The sequence below is a fragment of the Staphylococcus delphini genome (genome assembly GCF_900636325.1).
GTDB classification, from domain to species: domain Bacteria; phylum Bacillota; class Bacilli; order Staphylococcales; family Staphylococcaceae; genus Staphylococcus; species Staphylococcus delphini.
The window spans coordinates 2,480,732-2,504,906 of the sequence record NZ_LR134263.1 but is presented as its reverse complement, the minus strand read 5'-3'; the positions used below and the strand labels follow the sequence as shown (position 1 = coordinate 2,504,906).

General features: G+C 38.0%; 26 protein-coding genes. 19 read left to right on the top strand and 7 right to left on the bottom strand.

The window, feature by feature from the left end; translation table 11 throughout:
* Positions 1 to 19: 19 nt before the first annotated feature.
* Positions 20 to 184, top strand: a complete 165-nt coding sequence (locus EL101_RS13305; protein ID WP_160215376.1) for a hypothetical protein — start codon at positions 20 to 22, stop codon at positions 182 to 184.
* 30 nt (positions 185 to 214) lie between these two features.
* On the opposite strand, the gene sph is transcribed toward EL101_RS13305, so the two are convergent.
* Positions 215 to 1,204, bottom strand: a complete 990-nt coding sequence (gene sph, locus EL101_RS11815) for a sphingomyelin phosphodiesterase (RefSeq protein WP_096540432.1) — start codon at positions 1,202 to 1,204, stop codon at positions 215 to 217.
* Positions 1,205 to 1,440: 236 nt separating this feature from the next.
* Here sph and EL101_RS11810 point away from each other — a divergent pair, with 236 nt between their 5' ends.
* Complete coding sequence (locus EL101_RS11810; protein WP_096597785.1) at positions 1,441 to 2,139, top strand: HAD family hydrolase; 699 nt, start codon at positions 1,441 to 1,443, stop codon at positions 2,137 to 2,139.
* Between the two features lie 182 nt (positions 2,140 to 2,321).
* Here the strand turns inward: EL101_RS11810 and EL101_RS11805 are convergent, their stop codons facing one another.
* A complete protein-coding gene (locus tag EL101_RS11805) occupies positions 2,322 to 2,987 on the bottom strand; it encodes a deoxynucleoside kinase (RefSeq protein ID WP_096597783.1) in 666 nt (221 codons plus the stop codon).
* The gene (locus EL101_RS11800; RefSeq protein WP_019166675.1) at positions 2,974 to 3,597 is read right to left on the bottom strand and encodes a deoxynucleoside kinase; all 624 of its coding nucleotides are present in this window, start codon (positions 3,595 to 3,597) and stop codon (positions 2,974 to 2,976) included. The genes EL101_RS11805 and EL101_RS11800 overlap by 14 nt, the downstream gene beginning before the upstream one ends.
* 68 nt (positions 3,598 to 3,665) lie before the next feature.
* On the opposite strand from EL101_RS11800, the gene tadA reads away from it, so the two are divergent.
* Both tadA and EL101_RS11790 read left to right on the top strand, forming a co-directional pair.
* On the top strand, positions 3,666 to 4,139 hold the full coding sequence (gene tadA, locus EL101_RS11795; RefSeq protein ID WP_096540426.1) for a tRNA adenosine(34) deaminase TadA: 474 nt from the start codon (positions 3,666 to 3,668) through the stop codon (positions 4,137 to 4,139).
* Between the two features lie 140 nt (positions 4,140 to 4,279).
* Positions 4,280 to 5,146 (top strand): Cof-type HAD-IIB family hydrolase, encoded by an 867-nt coding sequence (locus EL101_RS11790; RefSeq protein WP_096597781.1) that lies wholly within the window; start codon positions 4,280 to 4,282, stop codon positions 5,144 to 5,146.
* Between the two features lie 132 nt (positions 5,147 to 5,278).
* Here EL101_RS11790 and folE2 read toward each other — a convergent pair whose 3' ends face one another.
* The 4 genes from folE2 to EL101_RS11770 form a co-directional block, all read right to left on the bottom strand.
* Positions 5,279 to 6,157 carry a GTP cyclohydrolase FolE2 gene (folE2, locus tag EL101_RS11785; RefSeq protein ID WP_096597779.1) on the bottom strand — a complete coding sequence of 293 codons (879 nt, stop codon included), beginning with the start codon at positions 6,155 to 6,157 and terminating at the stop codon, positions 5,279 to 5,281.
* A 45-nt stretch (positions 6,158 to 6,202) separates the two neighbouring features.
* Positions 6,203 to 6,880, bottom strand: coding sequence for a bacillithiol biosynthesis deacetylase BshB2 (gene bshB2, locus EL101_RS11780; protein WP_096597832.1), 678 nt, complete (start codon positions 6,878 to 6,880; stop codon positions 6,203 to 6,205).
* A gap of 18 nt (positions 6,881 to 6,898) precedes the next feature.
* On the bottom strand, positions 6,899 to 7,258 hold the full coding sequence (locus EL101_RS11775) for a YojF family protein (protein WP_164715587.1): 360 nt from the start codon (positions 7,256 to 7,258) through the stop codon (positions 6,899 to 6,901).
* A gap of 79 nt (positions 7,259 to 7,337) precedes the next feature.
* Positions 7,338 to 8,183: a MurR/RpiR family transcriptional regulator gene (locus tag EL101_RS11770; RefSeq protein ID WP_096597775.1), complete on the bottom strand. Its 846-nt coding sequence runs from the start codon at positions 8,181 to 8,183 to the stop codon at positions 7,338 to 7,340.
* Between the two features lie 118 nt (positions 8,184 to 8,301).
* Here EL101_RS11770 and EL101_RS11765 point away from each other — a divergent pair, with 118 nt between their 5' ends.
* From EL101_RS11765 to EL101_RS11700, 15 genes are all read left to right on the top strand, one after another.
* Positions 8,302 to 9,840, top strand: a complete 1,539-nt coding sequence (locus EL101_RS11765) for a PTS transporter subunit EIIC (RefSeq protein WP_096597773.1) — start codon at positions 8,302 to 8,304, stop codon at positions 9,838 to 9,840.
* Complete coding sequence (locus EL101_RS11760) at positions 9,841 to 10,515, top strand: N-acetylmannosamine-6-phosphate 2-epimerase (RefSeq protein ID WP_096597771.1); 675 nt, start codon at positions 9,841 to 9,843, stop codon at positions 10,513 to 10,515. It abuts the gene before it with no gap.
* A gap of 5 nt (positions 10,516 to 10,520) precedes the next feature.
* The gene (nagB, locus tag EL101_RS11755) at positions 10,521 to 11,255 is read left to right on the top strand and encodes a glucosamine-6-phosphate deaminase (protein ID WP_096597769.1); all 735 of its coding nucleotides are present in this window, start codon (positions 10,521 to 10,523) and stop codon (positions 11,253 to 11,255) included.
* Positions 11,256 to 11,350: 95 nt separating this feature from the next.
* On the top strand, positions 11,351 to 11,989 hold the full coding sequence (hxlA, locus tag EL101_RS11750) for a 3-hexulose-6-phosphate synthase (protein ID WP_096597767.1): 639 nt from the start codon (positions 11,351 to 11,353) through the stop codon (positions 11,987 to 11,989).
* 1 nt (position 11,990) lies between these two features.
* Complete coding sequence (hxlB, locus tag EL101_RS11745; RefSeq protein WP_096597765.1) at positions 11,991 to 12,539, top strand: 6-phospho-3-hexuloisomerase; 549 nt, start codon at positions 11,991 to 11,993, stop codon at positions 12,537 to 12,539.
* 298 nt (positions 12,540 to 12,837) lie between these two features.
* Positions 12,838 to 13,521 (top strand): flavin reductase family protein, encoded by a 684-nt coding sequence (locus EL101_RS11740; RefSeq protein ID WP_096540399.1) that lies wholly within the window; start codon positions 12,838 to 12,840, stop codon positions 13,519 to 13,521.
* Between the two features lie 118 nt (positions 13,522 to 13,639).
* Positions 13,640 to 13,813 (top strand): hypothetical protein, encoded by a 174-nt coding sequence (locus tag EL101_RS13300; protein WP_096597763.1) that lies wholly within the window; start codon positions 13,640 to 13,642, stop codon positions 13,811 to 13,813.
* A gap of 212 nt (positions 13,814 to 14,025) precedes the next feature.
* Positions 14,026 to 14,883 carry an oxidoreductase gene (locus EL101_RS11735; RefSeq protein ID WP_096597761.1) on the top strand — a complete coding sequence of 286 codons (858 nt, stop codon included), beginning with the start codon at positions 14,026 to 14,028 and terminating at the stop codon, positions 14,881 to 14,883.
* 259 nt (positions 14,884 to 15,142) lie between these two features.
* Positions 15,143 to 15,829 (top strand): 2,3-diphosphoglycerate-dependent phosphoglycerate mutase, encoded by a 687-nt coding sequence (locus EL101_RS11730; RefSeq protein ID WP_096597759.1) that lies wholly within the window; start codon positions 15,143 to 15,145, stop codon positions 15,827 to 15,829.
* A gap of 213 nt (positions 15,830 to 16,042) precedes the next feature.
* A complete protein-coding gene (locus EL101_RS11725; protein WP_096597758.1) occupies positions 16,043 to 17,392 on the top strand; it encodes an AMP-binding protein in 1,350 nt (449 codons plus the stop codon).
* On the top strand, positions 17,389 to 18,534 hold the full coding sequence (locus EL101_RS11720; RefSeq protein ID WP_096597756.1) for a thiolase family protein: 1,146 nt from the start codon (positions 17,389 to 17,391) through the stop codon (positions 18,532 to 18,534). The genes EL101_RS11725 and EL101_RS11720 overlap by 4 nt, the downstream gene beginning before the upstream one ends.
* The gene (locus EL101_RS11715; protein ID WP_096597754.1) at positions 18,503 to 18,874 is read left to right on the top strand and encodes a hypothetical protein; all 372 of its coding nucleotides are present in this window, start codon (positions 18,503 to 18,505) and stop codon (positions 18,872 to 18,874) included. The genes EL101_RS11720 and EL101_RS11715 overlap by 32 nt, the downstream gene beginning before the upstream one ends.
* Positions 18,871 to 19,137, top strand: coding sequence for a hotdog family protein (locus tag EL101_RS11710; protein ID WP_240622734.1), 267 nt, complete (start codon positions 18,871 to 18,873; stop codon positions 19,135 to 19,137). Before EL101_RS11715 ends, EL101_RS11710 begins: the two co-directional genes overlap by 4 nt.
* An 843-nt stretch (positions 19,138 to 19,980) precedes the next feature.
* Positions 19,981 to 21,588, top strand: coding sequence for an ATP-binding cassette domain-containing protein (locus tag EL101_RS11705; protein ID WP_096597750.1), 1,608 nt, complete (start codon positions 19,981 to 19,983; stop codon positions 21,586 to 21,588).
* Positions 21,589 to 24,138, top strand: coding sequence for a class III lanthionine synthetase LanKC N-terminal domain-containing protein (locus EL101_RS11700; protein ID WP_096597748.1), 2,550 nt, complete (start codon positions 21,589 to 21,591; stop codon positions 24,136 to 24,138).
* Positions 24,139 to 24,175 lie beyond the last annotated feature (37 nt).

Below are 24,175 nucleotides of genomic sequence, written 5' to 3'. Positions count from 1 at the left end.
CGCTTGTATTTTGTGTTGAATGAAACGCCGTTATAAACAGCGCTGTATGATGAGCCGTGCAGTTGATTCATATAAAAAACCGAGATGTATCGCGATGGATGACGAACGTCTCGGTTTTTATGGAAATATTAGAGTTACCTGTTTAGTTGTCGGGAAAGGAACAGGTGTGATTGAATATACGTGAGCTAAAGATAATGATTTTTTAGGACTACTTTTATTTACTATACGCTTTTACTGGATAGTGATCAGAGTAATCGTTATACACGTAAAGGTATGGGAATTTGTAAACATCCCAAGTTGGTGATTTTTCAGCTACAGCTTCGTTAATGAGTTGGCCAGGTTGGCGATGATCTTTATCTACAAAAATATAGTCTAGATATTCTGGTGCACTATGTGGATAATTGTATTTGGCAATTGAGTTAGATTGAGGATCCCATGTGCTTGAATGACCTGCGTAAAGGACATCATTAACATTTAAGTTTTTCAACATGTCTTGGAATTCGCCGTTTCCAGCATTTTTGTTTACATTCATATCTCCGCCAATGTAAACGACTTCATCTTTAGGGATGTTTTTGTTTTTAACAAAGTCACTGATTTCTTTCATTTGTTCAGCTCTAATTGCTCGGTCTTGACCTCTACCACATCGAGAGTCTTCAGATTGTGTATGTGTACCGATAACGTGAACAAATTTTCCGTTCTTTTCTATTTTTGTGTAGACAAAGCCTTTGTTGCTGTCATTGTCAAAACCACAGCCATGTCGGAAAACGTGTTGAATCTTTTCTTTAATTGGGTATTTACTGATAATCGCAACACCACCATTTTCAAAAGTTGTACTTGAATAATGACCTTCCGTACGATCCCACCCTGAATATGAACGACCGAGTACGGGGGTTTGGTGTGGATAGGATGATTTTAAATGATTGAGTAGCTGATTTGCTGAAGTCGGGTAGAATGCTTCATTAAAAATCACTACATCGTTATCTTGTATATATTTTGCTTTTGAAATTAAATCTGCACGCTTACTTTGTCCCCAGTTAGGATAAAGATAACCAGAAAGCATGTAAACATTGTGCGTTGCTAATTTGAGTTCCGGTTGATTTTCGTCTGAAGCAGCATGGCTAACGCCAGTGTTCATGATACCTAAAAGCATGGTAGTGGCTAATACTAGTGATGTTAATCGTTTTTTTGGTTTTAGTTTTTTCATGTTCATCACTCCTTCTGCTATATTTTACATCATATATAAAATAAAAAAATTAAATGGTTCTTAACTGTTTGTTAAACATTGAATAAATATTGAAATGCTATTTTCTTTAATAGAAAGATTTTGTAACATAAGAATGTGTTGGACGTGACGGAATGATTTAAAAAGGTCTTTTTGAGTTGTTTTTGTCACTTTTAGTTTGATATAAAGAGAGAAATGAGATGAACGGAGGCATATGAATGAATGCAACGAAGTGGATTTTATTTGATAAAGATGGGACATTGATTCATTTTGATGAGAGTTGGACGAAAACCGGAATTCAACTGGTCGATGATGTATGTGACCATTTCCAACTTGAGCGTCGACAAGCGGTGTATCGTGCGATTGGCATTAAAGAGGGGCGATTTGAGAAGGATAGTGTGATGAACGGGGGAACATTGAAAGATTTGATTGCGGTTTTCCAACAGTTTTCGGATGAAGAGATGGGAGAATGGATTGCGCAACGAAGTCAAACGCTCATCAGTCAACGTGTCCCTGAAATTGAATTGTATGAAGGTGTAGCGGCATTAGTGCAACGTTTAAAGGCGCAAGGTTACGCGTTAGGTATCGTAACGAGTGACAATCATACGGGTGTGACACAATTTTTGGAAGAAACGCAATTGACGGATGTATTTGATATGGTCATCTCAACGAATGATGGACAGTATGAGAAGCCAGATATTCGTTTGCTTCAGCCGTTATGGAATCGCGGTGTGCGTGGGAAAGATGTGATAATGGTGGGCGACACGGATAATGATATGTTGACCGGTCAAAATATGAAAAGTGCGCTGAATGTAGGCGTCCGTACAGGATTAGGACAAGAGGCAACGTTTGAAGCGGCAGATGTCGTCATTGACCATGTCGGTTTGTTAGAAAGTGTGTTAGCCAAAGCGAAATAATGTGGAAAAAGCGATACTTTCATATACCTATAAAGAAACAGGCCGGAAAATCTTCCAGCCTGTTCATTTTGCGATTTGAGTCATTGAGAGCATGGAAGCGGAGATGCTCAAAAATGACTTCATCTTTCTAATATATTGATTTTAGAAGTGTTTACAATGATCAAGATACGTTTACCCTAATTTTATGAACGTTGATTGACTTGTCTATAAGTATGAATGACATGTTCGATTTTCTTCAAGACGACATCAATCGACTCCGGATCATCAAACAAGTCGTACTCTTTAATATTCACGCGCACGACTGGACATGCATTGAACTGATTAATCCAATCGTCATAACGTTGGAATAACATTTTCCAATATTCAGGATCCGTTTCAATCTCCATTTGACGGCCACGCGTTTGAATTCGCTCAATCACGGTATCGTAATCTGACTCAAGATAAATGAGTACGTCAGGTTTAGGGAAATAAGGCGTTAATACCATCGCATCAAACAAGTTCGAGTACGTTTGGAAATCTTCAGGTGACATCGTACCTTGTTCTTCATGCATTTTCGCAAAAATATCGACATCTTCATAAATCGAACGGTCTTGAACAAATCCGCCGCCATATTCAAACATACGCTTTTGTTCTTTGAAACGTTCAGCTAAAAAGTAAATTTGTAGGTGAAAACTCCAACGTGTAAAATCGTGATAAAATTTATCTAAATACGGATTATGTTCAACATTTTCATAAGATGTTCTGAAATTGAGTTTTTCAGCGATGGCACGTGTTAAAGAAGATTTCCCTACACCGACAGTCCCGGCGATAGTAATAATAGCGTTGGACGGTATATCATATTGATTCATGTTCATGGCCTCCGATTAGTTCATTAATTTGATTAAATACATACGCATAATCTGCTTCATTTTGGACAAAATCAAGGTTTGTCGTATCAATCCACAACACCGCATGTCCTTCATTTTTTAAAGAATTGTAGTAATTTGCATAGTCTTCTTTAAGTTTTAGTAGATAACTGTCTTGAATATGGGCTTCAAAACTACGATCACGTTTGGCGATGCGTCGTTTGAGCACACTTAAATCTGCATCTAAAATGACCGTAAAATCCGGTGAGATGAGATCTTCAGTTAAAATGTCATAAATTCTTGAAAATTTATCATATTCTGTGTCATTCAAAGTATTACGTGCAAATATTTTGTTTTTATATATATGATAGTCACTGACAATACCATCTGTATGTTCTGCAAGGTCTTGATAATCTTTGTAGCGGTGGCATAAAAAGAACATCTCAGTTTGAAAGCTCCATTTTGAAATATCAGTGTAAAAGTCTGATAAATAAGGGTTTTCGCCGACGATTTCTTTCGCTTCATAAAAGTGATAAGATTGACTCAACTGATGTGCTAATGAAGATTTGCCAACGCCTATCGGACCTTCAATTGCGATAAACGGTTTTTTCATATTTTTCGCTCCATATCATTTATTTTAACCAGTACTAAAAATTTTAACATAAGTGAGGCTAATTCTGTATGACAAGTCATCAATATTATATGTCAATTGCGCTAGAAGAGGCGAGAAAAGCTGCTAAAAAAGGAGAAGTCCCGATTGGCGCGGTCGTTGTCAAAGATGAAAAAATTATTGCACGGGCGCACAATTTACGAGAAACAGATCAAAGTCCGACAGCACATGCGGAACATCTAGCTATGGAGCGCGCTGCAGAAGCTTTAGGCACATGGCGTTTAGAAGGGTGTACGTTGTATGTCACATTAGAGCCGTGCGTCATGTGTGCAGGTACGATTGTGATGAGCCGAGTCGATACGGTGGTATTCGGTGCAATGGATCCGAAAGGGGGCTGTGTCGGCAGTTTGATGAATCTTGTGCAAGACAGTCGAATGAATCATCGTGCGACCGTCGTGAGTGGGGTGTTGGCTTATTCATGTGGCGAAATTTTACGGCAATTTTTTAAAGCGTTACGGTTGCAGAAAAAAAGAAAGAAAAGTTAAGTCATATGAGGTGGTTTTTCTTTATATGAGTAGAGGAGTTAATTCACTTTGCGATACTTCCCTAGCTAACTTTGATAAAATGAGTTTATATTTTATGAGAGACAGATGAACGAGAGAAAAGAACTGAGAGAGGGATAAAGATGGTTAAACTGATAGCAACAGATATGGATGGCACGTTACTGAATGCGGCTCATGAAGTATCCAAAGAAAATATAGAGGCGATTCAATATGCCCAGTCTCAAGGGATTACAGTTGTTATTGCGACAGGTCGTGCGTTTTATGAAGCGAATGATCCTATTGCAGCGACAGGTTTAAAAGTACCGTATATTTGTTTGAATGGTGCAGAAGTACGTGATGAAAGTTTCGATATCGTCCATACGTCGAGTTTGAATCATGGCTTATATCAACGCATTCGTCAAACATTAAACGATGAAAATATGTACTATCAAGTCTATACGAACTTTGGTATTTATACAGAAGACCCAGAGAAAGACTTAGCTATTTATTTAGACATTGCGAAACATTCTGGTCAACAAGGCGATGAAGCGAAAATTAGAAAACATATCCAACACCGTATCGATTTGGGGACGTTGAAAGTCGTTGATAATTATGACGAAATCGAATCCGTACCAGGCGAACTGATCATGAAAGTTTTAGCGTACGACAAAGATTTAGCTAAAATTGAACGTGTGAAAAAGAAATTGTCAGAAAGCAGTAATTTAGCAGTGTCCTCATCATCACTCGGTAATATTGAAATTACACATATTGATGCACAAAAAGGGTTAGCCTTACAAGCCATTGCTGAACAACTCGGTATCGATATGGCGGACACGATGGCAGTGGGCGATAACTTAAATGATAAATCGATGTTAGAACGTGCTGGCGTGGCCGTCGCGATGGAAAATGCATTGCCAGAATTGAAAGACTTAGCGACATTTGTGACAGATTCGAATGAAAACAGCGGTGTCGCCAAAGCCATCTATCGTGCATTAGGGAAAGAAGAATAAAACGATATGACCACAATCTCACTTACTAGATAGCGGGGTTGTGGTTTTTATGATTGATAATTTACTGAACTATAAAACGACAAAAAACTGGCAAGGTGTTTATCACCTCACCAGTCCATCTATCCAATCCCATTATTTTCGATACTTTAATTTCGCAAATGCGTCATGTTGGTGAATTGATTCTTCGTTACGACATTCAATATCAAAGCCTTCTAACCAAGAGACTTCGACTAAATCAGCCGCAATTAAACGAATCAAATCTTCCACAAAACGCGGATTTTCATAAGCACGTTCTGTCACGCGCTTTTCGTCCGGACGTTTTAAAATCGGATACAACATGGAGCTAGCATTGGCTTCCATCGCATCTAAAATGATTTCTTTATAATCTTCTGGTAGTGTTGCTGTTTTATCGAAATACGCTTTCACTGTAATGATGCCACGTTGGTTATGTGCAGAATACTCACTGATTTCCTTTGAACAAGGACATAGCGTCGTAACAGCTGCCTCAATAGTGATTTCTTTACGAGACACTGCATCATTTTCTAGTGCTAAACCAAACGTCACATCCGCACTGCCCACAGCTTTCATTTGTGTAACTGGGCTATAGCGATTAAAGAACCACTTACCACTGACATCCACACCCGCACTGTGCTGCTTCATGCGACCTTTTAATTGGTTTAATAATTGCGTTAATGCGTCAAACTCCAGACGAATACCGTTGTCATATTCTGCTTCTACAGATTCTAAAATACGGCTCATATTAATGCCTTTTTCGTCTTTATTCAGGCTTGTTGAAAAACTAAAGTTCCCAGCGGTTTGATATTGATCAATCCAAACTGGGTACACGAGATTTTTAATGCCTACTTCTTCTATTTCAAACAAAAAATTCTTGTGTGTACTTTGAAGGTCGGTCATTTCGGCTTTTGTTGTAGGTTTTGACCCTTTAATAGGATCTACTGAACCAAAATGTTTCCAACGACCTTCACGTGTCGATAAATCGAATTCAGTCATGTATCTTCCTCCACTAAAATGTCACATGCATGTGCAATACGTTATTTATTTAAATGAATAAGTCCAAAATGTTTCGGTTGTTAAAAAGTTTGCAGCATCTTTAGGCACACCGGAAACGTCACCTTGTGGATTGGCAAGTTGCTCAAGGAAAGGTCCCGTTTGTGAACGATGTGCTTCGAATGCGGCATATTTACGGTCTTGATAAGCTGAAATGTCATTGACGATATCAGGTTCGCCCAACTGTTCAACGGCGTCATTACTAAATGCGACTAATTGCAGTCTTGGACGACGAGATGCCTCCATACGACCAACAGTTCTCACGACCGCTTCTGCTGTTGCTTCATGATCAGGATGGACGGCATAACCGGGATAAAATGAAATAATCGTGGAAGGTTGTGTTTCATCGATGAGTGATTGCACCATCGCATCCATTTCTTCCACGGGTTCAAATTCCACAGTTTTATCACGCAAGCCCATTTTACGTAAATCTGTAATACCGATTGCTTTCATGGCGTCATCGAGTTCACGTTCGCGAATGTCTGGCAGTGATTCACGTGTAGCGAAAGGTGGGTTGCCGAGATTGCGTCCCATTTGCCCGAGTGTCAGACATGCATACGTCACTGGCACACCTTCATCAATATAACGTGCAAGCGTACCTGCCGAAGAAAATGTCTCATCGTCCGGGTGTGGGAAGATGACAAGAATATGGCTTTCAGTTGTCATAATCATCATAACTCCTTTCTATGCTTTAAAAGGCTTGTGGCTCATTTCAAGTGCTGCCGCAAGCTGTCCTTCATAATTGAATCCTGCCAGTAAAAACATCCCGTCTTCTGTCACATCATAATGTGTTAAACCTTGAACATATACCCAACTATGGTCGGCAAGTTTGAGTCCTACGCGGTAAGGGTCTTTTTCTCCGCCTTTAAGTTGTGCATGCTGGTAAGTGACTTGGATGTTTCTTAAAAAAGTGCCTGCATTGAATACACGTTGATCGAAATGATTGGCATAAGCGCCATTAGTCGTTTCAACGTGAAGATAGACAGGTTGATTTGCGTATTGGTCGAGTAATGCTTGTACCGCTTCGTCTGTAATCGGTTGCAAAAGATTCACTGCCTTCCTGATTATGATTATCTATCTATTTTACTAAAAATCATTGGAAATTAATATAGCTCTGCTCAGTTTAATCTTGTAGTCGGTGAAAATCATGCGGTGAATAGGTTGTGGTCGCTCTTTTCGCTAACAGTTGTTCATAACTCGACGTGAAATGGGCCAACCGTTCTTTATTTTGTAGTAAATGGTAACTCAATAAATCAATAATAAAGTGATTGGCGAGTTGAGAATTAATAAAGTAAGCATCATGTGTTTGATTACGGTCGGCGGTCATAATGATGCGATGACAATGTTGTTCCAGTGCAGGTGTCCGAAAATGAGAAATGGCTATCATAGTCGCCCCGTTTTCACGACCATGACTTAAACTATCCATAATTTCTTTCGTAGCACCACTATTCGTAAATGCGACGATCGTAGTATTGCCATGACACATGTGCCCGATGACTGTCATTAAATGCGCATCCGTAATCGCGAGTGTGTTGAAGCCCATGCGCGACGTGCGAAAGTACAATTCTTGCGCGCTTAATCCTGAGCTGCCAATGCCGATAAAAATGATTTTATCACTCTGTTCAATGGTGTTGACGAGATACATCAAATCGTCTTCAACGAGAAATTCACCCGTGTGATCCATGATGGCGCGATAATGTTGATGCAAAATTTGAATGGAAGGACTATTGTGAATCGGTTCCGTTTGCAGTTCATGTTGGATGGCGAAACGAAACGATTGGAAGCTGTCGTAATTTAATTTATGTGCAAAGCGTGTAATACTAGAAGGTGACACCCCAATCGCATCCGCTAACTGATTAATTGCACCTAAGTCCGTATGATCATCCACCGACAAAATAAATTGAGCGATTTGCTGGTCGACTTTTGTGAAATGATGTTGATTTTGTTGAATACGATTTTCAATTTTCATTGTCATCCTCCTTTAAACTCAGTATATTTGAAAATAATTTCCAAAACAACATATTTTGTTGACGAAAATTTTCTTAGTGATATATTGAGAGTGAACAGGGAAGAAGAGGGTGACAAAATTGAATACATTATTTGATAAAGCACAGCAATTTGGGAAGTCATTTATGTTACCGATTGCGATTTTACCGGCAGCTGGATTATTACTTGGTATTGGAGGCGCACTGAGTAATCCGAACTCTATCGAAGCGTATCCGTTTTTAAATATCCCATTGTTGCAACATTTGTTTGTATTAATGCGGACAGCTGGCAGTATTGTGTTTCAAAACTTGTCAGTATTGTTTGCGATAGGTGTTGCAGTCGGTTTAGCGCGAGCAGATAAAGGTACTGCGGGGTTAGCTGCGATGTTGGGATTTTTAATTATGAATGCAACGATGAATGGCCTCTTGACGATTGCCGGACAGATGGCAGCACCTGACCAATTAGCGAAAGCAGGACAAGGGATGGTTTTAGGTATTCAAACTGTAGAGACAGGTGTGTTTGGTGGTATCATTGTCGGTATCATGACGGCAATGCTTCATAACAAATACTATAAAATCACATTGCCGCAGTTTTTAGGCTTTTTTGGAGGCTCGCGTTTCATTCCGATTGTGACGGCTTTTGCATCTATTGTATTAGGTTTAGTGATGTTCTTTATTTGGCCGTTATTTCAACATGCGATTATGGGAGCGGGTCAACTCGTGAAGCAAACAGGCGTGATTGGTACGTTCCTATATGGTTTCATATTGAGAATGCTAGGGCCTTTCGGATTGCATCACATTTTTTATCTTCCATTTTGGCAAACCGCGCTCGGAGGTTCACTCGAATTGAATGGCAAACTGATTCAAGGGATGCAAAATATCTTTTTTGCACAATTAGGAGATCCAACAACGACACATTATTATGAAGGTATTTCACGTTATATGTCGGGCCGTTTTATTACAATGATGTTTGGGTTACTTGGTGCGGCACTCGCGATATATCATACAGCAAAACCTGAGCGCAAAAAGGTGGTCGGTGGTTTGATGTTATCTGCAGCTTTAACGTCTTTTTTAACAGGTATTACAGAACCGTTAGAGTTTAGCTTTTTATTTGTGGCGCCTTTACTGTATGTCGTGCATGCTTTACTAGATGGTTTAGCGTTTATGATGGCAGATATTTTTAACATCACGGTTGGGCAGACGTTTAGCGGTGGTTTTATAGATTTTATTTTGTTTGGTGTTTTACAAGGCCAAGCGAAAACGAATTATTTATGGATTATTCCAATTGGTGTCGTCTGGTTCATATTGTATTACGTCATTTTCAGAGTTTTGATCCAGATGTTTAACTTCAAAACCCCAGGGCGCGAAGATGAAACGACGCAGCAAACTGTAGCGACGACTGAACGTGCGACAACAATTATTCAAGCGCTAGGTGGTCCAGAAAATATTGAGATCGTGGATTGCTGTGCGACACGCCTGAGAGTCACGTTAAAAGATACACAAAAAGTCAATGAAAGCTTGATTCAAAGTACTGACCCTAAAGGAATCATTACGAAAGGAAACGGCATCCAAATTGTCTATGGACCTCACGTTTCGACCATTAAAAATGAAGTAGAAGAACAATTAGAAGGGAGTCATTAGATGAATTTAACACAAGGATTAATCGTATCTTGCCAAGCGTTACCAGATGAGCCACTCCATTCCTCATTTATTATGGGAAAAATGGCGTTAGCCGCAAAACAAGGGGGCGCTGTGGGGATTAGAGCGAATACGAAAGCAGATATTTTAGCGATTAAAGAAGAGGTGGATTTGCCAGTCATTGGTATTGTGAAGCGGGACTACGACAACTCTTCTGTATTTATTACTGCGACACAAAAAGAAGTGGATGAACTTATTGAAAGCGGATGTGAAGTCATTGCGATGGATGCGACATTGCGTGAGCGTCCTGCTGAAGATTTAGAAACATTAGTGCAATACATCCGTAAAGCAGCGCCCAATGTTGAAATTATGGCAGACATCGCGACGGTAGAAGAAGCGCAAAACGCAGAACGTCTCGGCTTTGACTATATTGGTACAACGCTACATGGCTATACAGAACAAACGACAGGGCAAGTGTTATACGCCAATGATTTTGCGTTTTTAAAAGACATATTAGCGAACGTATCTCAAAAAGTCATCGCTGAAGGCAATGTCATCACGCCTGAAATGTTAAAAACAGTCATGGATTTAGGTGTGTATGCAGCAGTCGTCGGTGGTGCCATTACGAGACCACGCGATATTACGAAACGTTTCGTGAAAATGATTGAGGAGGAATAAGCACAATGAAAATCATTAATTTAGGTAGTGAAGCGAACGCATCATTTTACGTTGCGAGCGAATTATTTAAACAAATGTTATACCAAAAAGACAGTCGTTTAGGTTTGGCGACGGGTGGCACAATGGTTAAAGTGTATGACTATTTAGTGGAATTACTTCAAAAAAACCAACTCGACGTGTCTCAAGTGGAAACATTTAACCTAGATGAGTACGTTGGCTTAGCGTCTGATCATGAAGAAAGCTATTGTCAATATATGAAACATGTTTTATTTGGCGCATATCCTCATTTTACTGCTGAAAATATTCACGTGCCAAATGGTGAAGCGTCAGATATTGAAGCGGAATCAAAGCGTTATGAAGCGCTATTAGAAGAAGGCGGTCCGTTAGATATTCAAATTTTAGGCATCGGTCAAAACGGTCATATCGGTTTTAATGAACCAGGGACACCGTTTGAAAGTTTAACGCATTGTGTCGACTTAACTGAAAGCACAATCAAAGCGAACAGTCGTTATTTTGAGTCGATTGATGATGTGCCGAAACAAGCGATTTCAATGGGGTTAAGCTCTATTATGAAAGCGAAACGTATCATTTTGTTAGCGTTTGGTGAACAAAAACGTGAAGCGATTCGTCATTTAATGAGCCAAGAAGTGACTACAGATGTGCCAGCGACAATTTTACATCGTCACCCCCATGTCGAAGTGTTTGTGGATGACGCGGCAATGCCTGAAATTGACAAGTAAGTCGTGTTGAATAGAAATCCGACATGTTTCATCTCTTTTGAAAAGGGTATTCCACCAACTGTGAGAGAAAAACATGACGGAGGATTGATGAAATCATGGAATTACAATTAGCCATCGATTTATTAAATAAAGAAGACGCAGCAGAACTTGCGAAAAAAGTAACGGATTATGTCGATATTGTTGAAATTGGGACACCTATCGTCATTAATGAAGGTTTACCTGCTGTACAACATTTAAAAGAGAACGTGAAAGATGAAGACGTCAAAGTATTAGCTGACTTAAAAATTATGGACGCGGCAGACTATGAAGTGAGCCAAGCAGTGAAATTTGGCGCAGATGTGGTCACAATTTTAGGTGTGGCTGAAGATGCATCAATCAAAAATGCGGTGGAAGAAGCGCACAAGCATGGTAAAGAATTGCTTGTCGACTTAATTGCGGTACAAGATTTAGAAAAACGTGCGAAAGAAATCGACGCATTAGGTGCAGACTATATCGCAGTGCATACAGGTTATGATTTACAAGCACAAGGGCAATCACCATTAGATAGTTTAAGAAAAGTCAAATCAGTGATTAAAAACGCTAAAGTTGCTGTCGCTGGTGGTATTAAACTTGAAACTGTGAAAGAAGTTGCGGATGAAGGTCCAGATTTAATTATTGTAGGCGGCGGTATCGCAAATGCTGACGATCCACGTGAAGCGGCGAAACAAATCCGTGAAGCGATTGAAGGTAAGTAACATGGCTATTCAACAGCAGTTTGAACGGATTCGCCGTGAGATTGAACAGACGTTATCACAAGTGGATAATCAAGCGATTGCGCAATTCGAACAAGTTGTATCCGATGCAGAAGCGGTGTTTGTGACAGGCAAAGGCCGTTCAGGATTCGTCGCGAACGGTTTTGCGATGCGATTGAACCAACTCGATAAAAAGGCGCATGTCGTTGGAGAATCGACGACACCGTCCATTCAAAAAGGGGATGTGCTTGTTGTCATTTCCGGTTCAGGTTCGACAACACATTTAAAACTGTTAGCCGATAAAGCGCATGAAGTCGGCGCCACGATCGTATTGGTGACGACAGCAGCGGATTCTAAAATTGGTGAATTGGCAAACGTGACACTCATTCTACCAGCTGGCACGAAATATCAGGCTGAAGGTTCTGAACAACCACTCGGCAGCTTGTTTGAACAAAGTGCACAGTTGATGTTAGATGGTGTCGTGTTAGACTTTATGACCGCATGGAATGTCGATGAGACAACGATGCAAAACAATCATGCGAATTTAGAGTAAATTGAATCAAATGACAAATTAAAGTCGATGAAAAGCTAGTTTCTACAATACAGATGTAGAGGCTAGCTTTTTTGAAGTGCGCGGAAGGATTGAAAATGAAAACCAGGGTCTGAGTGATAATTGAATGACAAAACCTATATACCTCGATGTTGGAAGTGGGGATAGGGGACTGTTCTGTTCCACGTACGTCAGATGCTGTTAATAGAACTACTTGATAATTAAATAGGAAACATGTATTAGCAACGGATGACACAATTTGTTAGATTAAAGTAAAGGCAATAATGAAGGAGGCAATAAGATGGAGTATTCACCAAAACAAGGGGTTAGAAGTCACGGTTTGCCACACGATCCATTTAAGAGTAGTACAGTCCCACGTCCGATTGGTTGGATTTCAACGGTTTCAAAAGATGGCAAAGATAATTTGGCACCTTATAGTCAGTATCAAAACTTAACTTGGGACCCGCCAATGGTTATGTTTGCGGCGAATCAATCCGTACTCGGCAATCATGAACGCAAAGATACAGTAAAGAATGCGGAAGAGACGGGTTGGTTTGTTTGGAATATGGCCACGTATGATTTGCGAGAAGCGGTGAACTTGTCATCAAAAGCATTACCACCTGAAGAAGATGAGTTTGAGTTTGCAGGCGTCACGAAAGAAGCATGTATTGAAGCCCCCGGATATCGTGTTAAAGAATCGCCCGTACATTTTGAATGTGAGTATGTACAAACCATTCGCATTCCAACGGGGGATCCTGTATCAACAGTCGATATTGTCATTGGCCGTGTCGCGCAAGTTCATATCGATGACAAGGTGATTATGGAGAATGGAAAGTTAGATATCAAGTCTATTCGTCCGATTGCACGCCTCGGTTATTATGATTACACTGTGGTAGATCAAATTTTCGAAATGAAAGCCCCAGCCGCAACGAAAGAAGAGCTTGCAGGACTTGAAGGACGTAATTTCGATAATCAAACTGAATAAGCGTGCTTCCGATACCATTAAGTGATGTCGTTGCATTCTTACAGGCGCATTTAAATAAAAGAATAGAAAATCTTTGGAATGTTTAAGTTTGATTCTAAGATTTCATAGGAGGACAGCAATGTTTTTAGTTGAATTGAAATGTAGTCATTGTAACAAAAAGTTAACAAAAGATGATGAAATTATGATTAAAACCAAAGTCTCTGAACTTAAAGGTATCACAAATTTAAAATCTTGGGCGACATTGCAAAAGATATATTGTCTGCGTTGTTATAACTCGAAAGAAAGCGTGTAGCAGAAAAGTATGCTGTTCAGTTTCTGTGGTGAAAAGAGAATTAAAATTTTTACATTAAAGACTGGGAAAACGTATCATCATGTCCCGGTCTTTTTTCATTTATATGCACAATCAACTCGCTTTACTTATAAATAAAAAAAGAATATATTGGATTATATCTATAAAAGGACGAGAAATAGCGTTTAAACTTTGCGATTGAAAGGATGAAAGAGATGAAAATAGCCATCATTGGACCCGGTGCGGTAGGAACAGCGATCGCTTCGGCATTGGATACGCTAGATGTAACATTGTTAGGGAGACAAGATAAAGTCATGACATTTGAAGAGCGCGATACAGGAGAACGTAAAAGTATCCCTGTCAAAGCGTTGTCATCTGTAACGACGCCGTTCGATGTCGTGTTTATTGCAGTGAAGACCCATCAAATTGATACAATTTTACCACAACTGAAAACCATCACGCACGCGCAATCGAAAGTGATTTTAGCGCAAAATGGTAGCGGCTTACTTCCAAAATTAGAGGGCTATGATGCGTATCAAGCGGTCGTATACATTAGTGGTGAAAAGCAGGAGGATAAAGTGAGACATGACAAAGATTACCGCATTCAGTTGAAGCAAGATACGTTTACTGAACAATTGAAAGCGGTCATTTCAACGACAAAGCTCACGTTAGAACTTGAAGACAATATTGAGAAGGCAATTTGGTTTAAATTGATTTTCAACCTAGGTATGAATACATTAACTGCATTAAGTCGAGACACCGCGCGCCTGTTAAAAGACGACCGTATGCTTGAATTATGTAAAAACTTGCTTAAAGAAGGTTTGCAAGTCGCTAACGCAGAAGGAATTACGTACGAAGATTCATTTGTAGATGATGTCATCGCAGCATATCGAATCTTCTCTGACGAAAGTGCGACAAGCATGTATTATGATACGATGAACGAACGTGTGACAGAAGTTGAAGCGATTCAAGGGTATATTTATAGACAAGGTCAAAAGCATCAACTTCACATTCCTTATATTGAAACGACCTATACATTGTTGGCGCATCAAAATGAAGTCAGACAGCGATAAACATATAGTCTGTTATGGTGAAATATAGGAAAACATGATTTCACTACAATCAAATCTTTTGAAATCCATGTGATAGCAAATGACTCAATATATTCATATTTTATCATGTTTAAAGTATGAAAAAGAGCGAAAAACTTGTTATAATCAATTTATAAAATAAAGAAAGCGCATTTGTTGATACAATATGAGTACGTGAACGTCTTTTTTGATCAACAAATGTTGCGGCACTGGCGTTCACGACATAGAAAGAAGGTAAAACATGCCAAAACTTATTTTATGTAGACACGGACAAAGCGTCTGGAATGCTGAAAACTTATTTACAGGATGGGCAGACGTCGATTTATCCGAACAAGGTCACAACGAAGCCATCACATCAGGAAAAAAATTGAAAGAACAAGACATTCATATTGATATCGCATTTACCTCATTATTGAAGCGTGCGATTAAGACCACGTTTCATTTATTAAATGAGTCTAATCAACTCTTTGTACCCGTTGTTAAATCGTGGCGTTTGAATGAACGTCATTATGGCGGTTTACAAGGATTAAATAAAGATGAAGCACGTCAGCAATTTGGTGAAGAACAAGTCCATATTTGGAGACGCTCTTACGATACACCACCGCCAGCACAAGATGAAGCACAACGCGAGAGCTATTTAAAAGATCGCAAATACGAATTATTAGATAGACGTGTAATGCCTGAAGCTGAAAGTTTGAAAGATACTTTAGTGCGTGTCATCCCATATTGGAACGACCAAATTTCTCAAGAACTATTAGCTGGTAAAACAGTGCTTGTGGCGGCACACGGGAACTCATTACGTGCTTTGATTAAATATTTAGAAGGTGTATCGGATGAAGATATCATCGGCTATGAAATCAAAACAGGTGCGCCACTGATTTACGAACTGTCAGATGATTTAAAAGTCATTGATAAATATTATTTATAACAACTGTATCATTTTAAGGCTGGGCATTTCATGATGACCCGGCCTTTTTATATGGAAATGCATCGATATTGACCCGTTCTCATTACATTTTGCATGATACGTGATGACATCATTTGAACTTTGGAGATACAAAAATGACGTTCACATATGTGGAAAGTGCGCGCTATGTTAAAATAAAGCAAAACTGTAAAAGTAGTGTGATGAAGTTTGGAATTGTTAAAGCGACTTGAAACCTATGCCGTAGAAAGGCCGGAACATATTGCAATTAGGATGGATAATGTGACGCTCACCTATGAAACGTTGTGGCAACATGTCCAAAAGGAAAGTAAAACATTGCCCGCGAATATGACGTGTCAAAATGTGATGTTGACGCATACTCAAACGGCGGACTTTATCGTGGCTTATTTAGCAGTGCTCGTACGTCAAGGTGTGCCGTGCGTGCTCGGGCCACAATGGTCAATGGAACAACGGGATGCCCTCATGAGATTACACCGTATAACTTATATATGGGATGATGGCGGGTTGAAGTGTACTTCATATGAACCCTCACATAAAGCGCCAACGATTCCGCAATGCTTACATATTGGGTTTACGTCAGGTACGACAGGTTTACCGAAAGGCTTTATAAGAGATTTACCGTCATGGATTGCTTCGTTTGAGGTGAATGATACGTTACTCGATGCCTCTACACAGACGTATATGGCGCTCGGTCCGTATGCCCATTCGTTAACGTTGTATGTGCTGATTTATGCGTTATGGAATGGCAAAACGTTTATCGGGCAAGATCGCTATAATATGGCAAAAGGTCTGTCGTATGTTGCAGAACTTCAACAAACGTGTGCATTGTTTCTCGTACCTACAATGGTGTACGATGGGATCCATTTAGGACAACGATCACAGTGGGTACGTCACATTTTTATTTCAGGGGACAAATTGCCAGCTCGTCGTCACACACAACTCCAAACGGTATTTCCTGAAAGTACGATTGATGAGTTTTTCGGCACGTCGGAAGCGAGCTTTATTAGTGTCAATCGAAATCAAACTGCGCCACTCGATTCTGTGGGGCGTCTATTTCCAAATGTGACGGTGACTTTACGTGAACGAGATGATGCCGGAATAGGACAATTGTTTGTGAAAAGCCCGATGACATTTTCAGGTTATCTCGGTGAGGACGCCGTTAATGATTGGATAGCGACAGGTGATTACGCCCGTATCGAGAATGATGTGTTGTATTTACAAGGACGTGTACAAGACCGCTTAATTATTGGTGGGAAGAATGTGTATCCTGCCGTGATTGAACAATATCTCAAGCAATGGCCTGAAATTGTAGATACAGTCATTGTGCGACGTCCACACGATAAGCTAGGTGAGTTAGCGATTGCACTTTATATCGGTCCGGAGCAGTTGGATGTTCAAGCGGTTCGGCACTGGCTGTCATCACGTGTTTCGAGATATGAAATACCTTCAAAATTCATTCGCGTCACATCATTGCCATATACTGCGAGTGGAAAAGTTTCGAGAAAAATGGCACAAATGTGTTATGAAAGGGGCGATTATCAATGACGAAAGCAGTCATCGTTGCAGCAAAACGGACGCCAATTGGAGTGTATGGTGGCCAACTTCAAAAATGGGAGCCTGAGCATTTATTGAAACCGTTATTCGAACATTTTGAAGCGACATTACCTTGCTCGCTCAATGATTTGGATGATGTCATTCTCGGTAATATTGTCGGTAAAGGGGGCAATATTGCGCGAAAAAGTTTGCTCGAGGCAGGGATAGATGTGTCTGTCCCAGGTCTCACGGTTGATCGTCAATGCGGTTCGGGCCTTGAAGCGATTCATTTGGCGAGTCGACTCGTTGAAAGTGGCGCAGGGGACTTTTATATTGCAGGGGGTGTCGAAAGTACGAGCCGTGCACCTTGGAAAATGGAAAAGCCGACCTCACTGTATCCAATGACACCTCCGACATTTTATGACCGTGCTCCATTTGCGCCGGCAGGTCAAGATCCAAGTATGATTGAAGCGGCAGACAACGTGGCAGAACAGTATCGTGTATCACGTGAAGAGCAAGATCGTTTCGCGGTTCAAAGCCATCAACGTGCGAGTGAAGCGATTTCGGCGGGTATCATGTCAGCTGAAATATTGCCTTTAATGGTGAAAGGTCAGCAGATGACACAAGATGAAAGTGTTAAGCCGCATCTTCAGTATGAACGGATTGCACGGTTAAAGCCATTGCGTGAAGATGGGACAGTGACAGTCGGTAATTGTTGTCTCAAACACGACGGCGCTTGTCTAGTTGTCGTCATGTCTGAACAAAAAGCACGCGAACTTGGTATGTCAGAAGGTCTGATGTTTGTGGATTATGCGATTGAAGGGGTGGATCCGCATGTATTAGGCATCGGTCCTGTACCCGCAGTACAGCGTATTTTGGAACGACAACAACGAACGATAGACCAAATTGATGCTGTAGAATTGAATGAAGCTTTTAGTGCGCAAGTGCTAGCGTCTGCACGTGCGTTGAACATTCAAGAGGCGCAATTGAATCGTTACGGTGGTGCAATTGCGATCGGTCATCCGTATAGTGCGAGTGGTGCGATTTTAGTGACCCGTCTGTTTTATATGAAAGATGCACAAAGTACGATCGCGACAATGGGCATTGGAGGAGGCATGGGTAATGCAGCACTTTTTGAACGTTGGCGACCGTGAAGTTAAAGATTACTGTTTTGACAAAAGTACAGTCCATCGTTATCAGCAATTTTTTAATATGCCACAGACGACCACTGTGCCTTTATTAATGACTGCACGAGTATGGCCGCTTTTTTCGCTATTTCGAACGTTTAAAGAGACGGCAATTGAACTTGTAGCGACAGAAATTGAAGCGCATCACCCTTTAAAAGTAGGCGTGCATTATCAAGTGACGATGGCAGTGTTAAAAGTCCAACAAATCAAGTCATTTCAACGTTATCAAATGGCGTTATCATTCGAGCAAGGCGAGACATGCCATTGTCGTATCATACAAACTTTTGTTAGTCGGAGGGGGTCATGATGTATTTTTCAACAGAAGACGTGCAGCACTATTTAGCACTAGTGAATGACACGAATCCGATCCATACGGACATTGTGCCAGGCCAACTCGTTGTGCAACGGATATGTGTCGCAGCAGCAGTTGAACCCATCGCCGTACGTTATAAAAACCCTATTATTGTCGATGAACGAGTCACTTGGTATCGCGACAACATGCAAATTCAAGTGTTGGGAATAGATGAACAGCTGAAACTCGTGATAGCAGTAGAGGAGACAAACAATTAAACCCGTAAAAATAGCGATGAACATGTCTATTGTCATAGGAGATGCGTCATCGCTTTTTGAGTACCTGTTTTTATGTGACTTCTGTGACGCTTTTGTTCTTAATCTGGTAAGTCTTTCTTTATTGAGAGAATGGATAATTCTCTTTATTATATTTGCAAAGCTGAAATTGGGGTATAATTCATAGGTTCAAGCGCCAATATAATTTTGGTGAGTAATTATTGATGAATTTTTTATGTTTCGAATACACTCAAAGCAACGAAATATTCACTCTTTTCAAAATTTCAGAAATTTTCTGTTTACTTTGGTTGTTAAGTGTGATAAAATGTAATCGTGAGTATATACACTTTTTGGGAGGTTATTCATATGATTACACTTTTAAATTTACAACGCCTACAAATTAAATCGGAAACGTTCGACTATTTTGAGGCTAGTTGTACCTCATGCGGAGCTTCATCGTGCAATGGGCCAGATCCAATTCATTGATAGTATTTAAAAGGAGACGATTAATATGGACAAATTATTAGAATTACAAACACTAAAAATATTAGAAACATTTGACTATTTGGAAAATAGTTGTACTTCTTGTGGAGCCTCATCGTGTAATGGACCGGATCCAATTCATTAATGGTATTTATAAAGGGAAGAACTACATGAACAAACGGGCAGAGTTGTAACTAAAAATCTAGTGTATTAGCTAATTATTGTATTTTAAGTGAAATATCATGTGTAAAATTAATATAATTTATTTAGATAATATATATATTTATATTTGCTGTCATTAATAAATAATAATGCGATAAAAGGTTCGAAAGCTTTTATCGTTTTATTTTATAGGTGATAAAGATGAAAATTAAATTACTACAACCCAAACTATTTCTCATTTATGTTTTTATGTTGATTACGGCTTTGGATGGCTTGGTGATTCCGACGCTAGTGGCTGGTATCATTCGTTCGGTTGAAATCAAAAGTCTTTCCTCACTCATCCATTATTTTACTTTCGGTATCATCGGTTACTGTACAATTCGAACTGGTTTATACCTATGGAATCTGTACCAACAAAAATATATTCTAGACTTCAATCATACATATAAAGGAAAAATGATACGAAAATACTTTTCAGGAAACCATGCATCTATGCGTGCCGATTTATTAAGTTTTATTATCAATGATTTCAAATTTCTTGAAACCAACTATATCAAATCTTTGTTTTTATTTATATACTGTGTCAGTTTTTCTTTCATCTCTGCCACGTATGTCCTTGTGATTGATTATCAGCTTGGTTTATTATTTATACTCTTTTCTACTATCCCTGTGATTACGCCTAAGCTCTATAAAAATAAAGTCAAACAGTCCACAGATACATGGTCTTCGGATTCTTCTCAATTTGTAGATCGTCTCAATGAATATTTTAGTGCGTTGACAACGATAAGATTATTTAATAAACAGTCTTTCTTCCAGTCTGCTTTAACAAATCGATTGCATCATCTAGAAAAAAGTAACTATACCGTGCAGAAAAATCTTTATCAGTCGAATTGGGTGACGCACTTATTATCTGGTGTGAGTTCGTTTGTCCCTTTATTTATCGGAGGACTTTTCGTAATTGAAGGTCACCTTTCTTTGGCTGCTTTAATGGCAGTTTATTTGGCGAGTGATCGCATCGTTACGCCAGCTGTCAATGCGATAGATTATTATAATAAACTGCGGTCCTCAAATACGATTGTTCGTAAATATGATCATTTTATCGCCTCACTCACTCATGAGAATAGTGACGTGCAAAATATTTCAAATAGACCGGTCTCGACGCTTCTTCCTATAAAGTTTGAGGACATCTTGCATCAATATGGTGACCGCATCATATTTGAACATGTACATTTAACGATTAATCAAGGAGATCATATCTTATTAAAAGGACCTTCAGGAAGTGGCAAATCTACTTTTTTCAAACTGCTATTGTTACTTGAGCGACCACAAAAAGGACAATTAGTTTTTAACAATAAAGATTCACAACAAATGCATTTTATTGATTTAGTTCATTCTATTCATTATTTCGAACAAAGCCCTTTTATATTTAATGCGTCCATACTATTTAACATTACATTAGGCGAATCGTTTGATGATGATCAACTCGATAATGTAATTGAGCAATGTCATTTAAGTAATTTCGTTCAGACACATGGATTAGAATATCATACAGGTGTCAGTGGAAATCGTTTGTCAGGGGGGCAAAAGATGAGGATTGCATTGGCACGTATTATGATTAGAAAGCCAAAGTTTGTGCTACTCGATGAATTTTCTGCAGGATTAGATAAAGAAAATGCAGATTTTATAAGAGGTATCATACACCAACAAATTGAAACAGTCATTGAAATTACACATGATGAAAGTATAGAATCAAACTATTACAATAAGACTTACGAAATCAAAAATGTAAAAGTAACAGAGGTGAATTAGATGCAAGATCCTAAATATTCAAATCACTTTAGATTCAGTTCTTATGACACATTTTTTTATAAGAAAGGAAATATTGATGATGATTATTTATTTTATGACTCTATGTATTTAAGAAATATACATAATGTGTATCACAAAGATCCGTGGACATATATACATTATACTTCTACTTTGCATACATCTATATGGAAAATACATATATCGGCAACTGTTAAAAATCTACAAACAGTTCTGAAAATCGTCGCAAATTATTGTGATAAAATTAAATTAAACTTTAAATTTAATTCAACATTTAATAATTTTGTATTAATGAATAGTAAGGAAATTTCTAGAGTTTCTGCAGGGAAATTTATAACGGTGTATATTGAAGAATTAGGAGATTTAGAAATTCATTTGAAGGAATTATCTAAGTGTCTAGATAAATTTGAGGGACCATATATTTTGACAGACTTACATTATAAAAATAACATTTATTTAAGATATGGAGAATACTATCCTATTACTCTGATGAATGAAAAAGGAGTTTTTGAAAATTTTATAGTAAAAAATAAAGAATCATTAATTAAAGATGTAAGAAAACCTTATTATCAAGAATATGATTTTATAAAGAAACCTGACTTTTTAGAATTTTTAAATGAAGACACCATATCAATTCTATTGTCTAACTATAGTATTAATGATGTATTACACTTTTCAAGTGGAGGTGGTGTCTATATAGGTTATTCTAAGGATAAAAGGACTAAAGTTGTGATTAAAGAAGCTCGTAACTACACAGGGTTAGATTATAATTTGATATACTTTTCCGAAAGATTGAAAAACGAATATAATTTGCTTTTGAAACTATCCTATACAAAAAATGTTCCTGAAGTTTATGGAATACTTGAGGATAATGGCAACACATATTTGATAGAAGAGTATATTAATGGAGTAACTTTGAAAGAATACATTTTAAAATATAATCCTTTAATGAGGCCAAAAAGCGATAAAAGAATAAATAAGAGTTACTTTAAAAATATGTTTGAAATTATGATACAAATAAAGTCTATAGTCCAAAAGTTTCATACAAAAGATATAGTGATTGGAGACTTATCATTCAATAACTTCATAATTAATGAAAAATCATTAGAAGTTAAAATGATAGACTTAGAGACATGTATAGAGTTATCTGATTTTAGAGAAGGCCATAAGACGATGATAACACCAGGTTTTAATAACACATCAAAGAATCCCATAGAAAATGATAGAAACAAATTTGATACATTAATTGTAACGTCAATTTTTCCGTTGAATAATATAATGCATTATTTTGATGAAAAATATTGTGAAATATTAGACATTTTTAGACATATAACAGATGATTTTCCATACGTACAAAGAATTATCAATCTATCTTTTGGTGGTATAAAAAGTGCAAGCAAAGAAAATTCAAAAGAATCATTATATAGTTATATTAATTTGATTTCTAATAGTATAATGGCAGAATTCTCAAATGAAGAAGGAGTTTTTTTTCCTGCTGATCCTCATGTATATAATACAAATAAATATAGTGTATCACATGGGCTTTTTGGCGTTTTATATTCTTTGTATAAAATAAATAACGAAAACATAGTATACATCAATAAAATAATTGATGATAAAATAATATTCAAATTATTCAAATGTGATAATATACCTAAAGGTATTTTTATGGGATTTTCTGGTATATGTTGGGTTTTATTTGAATTGGGTTATAAAGAAATTGGCAAACAATTATTTGAAGAAAAAGTACTTTATAAAATATCTAAAGACAACGGCATGTTTTATGGAAATGCAGGAATGTTAATGACCAGTATAAAAATATATGTTGAAACACAGGATAAAAATTATTTAGAGTATGCAAATTATTTAGCTTCTTATATGATGAAAGATGTAAACTTTAACGAGTTGCTTACGGGATATGGAGAAGGCATATCTGGTATTTCTTTATCTTTAATATACTACTATAAAATAACAATGGATATTAAGGTGCTAAATACTGCAATAAAATATTTTGATATAGAATATAATAATATGATAAAAGATAAATGTTATTTAGGTATAAAAAGAAATTTTGAGAAAAATGATAGAATCGTTAATTCTCCATATATATATGATGGTATAGCTGGAGTAGGTATTGTTGCTATTCGATTGTTTTTAGTAACAAAAGACAAAAAGTATTTGGAAATAATTGAAAAAATTGTACTTTCTTGTGACTATAAAATCACTTTATTTTCCGGATATATGAGAGGTATGGCCGGCATAATAAGTTTTTTAACAGATGTAATAAAGTACATAAAAGATGAAGACTTAGTACTAAAAGCAACAGAAATAATCTCTCAATTTGAAACTAGTATGAAATTACACATAATAAATAAGGGTGAATACAAACATTTTCTTGGAGAGCAATTATATAAAGCGTCTTGTGATTATTCAACAGGAGGTGCTGGGATTATATTGCAAATATATTATAATAAAAATAATAAAATGATGAACAATCCTAATTTTTTGTTAGATGAACTTATAGATATTTGATGTTATGACAAAAAATAAAAAGGGGGATGGGACATAG

Coding starts and splice junctions, on each gene's coding strand:
- EL101_RS13305 (WP_160215376.1), top strand. CDS start 20: ATGAAACGCCGTTATAAACAGCGCTGTATGATGAGCCGTGCAGTTGAT.
- sph (WP_096540432.1), bottom strand. CDS start 1,204: ATGAAAAAACTAAAACCAAAAAAACGATTAACATCACTAGTATTAGCC.
- EL101_RS11810 (WP_096597785.1), top strand. CDS start 1,441: ATGAATGCAACGAAGTGGATTTTATTTGATAAAGATGGGACATTGATT.
- EL101_RS11805 (WP_096597783.1), bottom strand. CDS start 2,987: ATGAATCAATATGATATACCGTCCAACGCTATTATTACTATCGCCGGG.
- EL101_RS11800 (WP_019166675.1), bottom strand. CDS start 3,597: ATGAAAAAACCGTTTATCGCAATTGAAGGTCCGATAGGCGTTGGCAAA.
- tadA (WP_096540426.1), top strand. CDS start 3,666: ATGACAAGTCATCAATATTATATGTCAATTGCGCTAGAAGAGGCGAGA.
- EL101_RS11790 (WP_096597781.1), top strand. CDS start 4,280: ATGGTTAAACTGATAGCAACAGATATGGATGGCACGTTACTGAATGCG.
- folE2 (WP_096597779.1), bottom strand. CDS start 6,157: ATGACTGAATTCGATTTATCGACACGTGAAGGTCGTTGGAAACATTTT.
- bshB2 (WP_096597832.1), bottom strand. CDS start 6,880: ATGACAACTGAAAGCCATATTCTTGTCATCTTCCCACACCCGGACGAT.
- EL101_RS11770 (WP_096597775.1), bottom strand. CDS start 8,183: ATGAAAATTGAAAATCGTATTCAACAAAATCAACATCATTTCACAAAA.
- EL101_RS11760 (WP_096597771.1), top strand. CDS start 9,841: ATGAATTTAACACAAGGATTAATCGTATCTTGCCAAGCGTTACCAGAT.
- nagB (WP_096597769.1), top strand. CDS start 10,521: ATGAAAATCATTAATTTAGGTAGTGAAGCGAACGCATCATTTTACGTT.
- hxlA (WP_096597767.1), top strand. CDS start 11,351: ATGGAATTACAATTAGCCATCGATTTATTAAATAAAGAAGACGCAGCA.
- hxlB (WP_096597765.1), top strand. CDS start 11,991: ATGGCTATTCAACAGCAGTTTGAACGGATTCGCCGTGAGATTGAACAG.
- EL101_RS11740 (WP_096540399.1), top strand. CDS start 12,838: ATGGAGTATTCACCAAAACAAGGGGTTAGAAGTCACGGTTTGCCACAC.
- EL101_RS13300 (WP_096597763.1), top strand. CDS start 13,640: ATGTTTTTAGTTGAATTGAAATGTAGTCATTGTAACAAAAAGTTAACA.
- EL101_RS11735 (WP_096597761.1), top strand. CDS start 14,026: ATGAAAATAGCCATCATTGGACCCGGTGCGGTAGGAACAGCGATCGCT.
- EL101_RS11730 (WP_096597759.1), top strand. CDS start 15,143: ATGCCAAAACTTATTTTATGTAGACACGGACAAAGCGTCTGGAATGCT.
- EL101_RS11720 (WP_096597756.1), top strand. CDS start 17,389: ATGACGAAAGCAGTCATCGTTGCAGCAAAACGGACGCCAATTGGAGTG.
- EL101_RS11715 (WP_096597754.1), top strand. CDS start 18,503: ATGCAGCACTTTTTGAACGTTGGCGACCGTGAAGTTAAAGATTACTGT.
- EL101_RS11710 (WP_240622734.1), top strand. CDS start 18,871: ATGATGTATTTTTCAACAGAAGACGTGCAGCACTATTTAGCACTAGTG.
- EL101_RS11705 (WP_096597750.1), top strand. CDS start 19,981: ATGAAAATTAAATTACTACAACCCAAACTATTTCTCATTTATGTTTTT.
- EL101_RS11700 (WP_096597748.1), top strand. CDS start 21,589: ATGCAAGATCCTAAATATTCAAATCACTTTAGATTCAGTTCTTATGAC.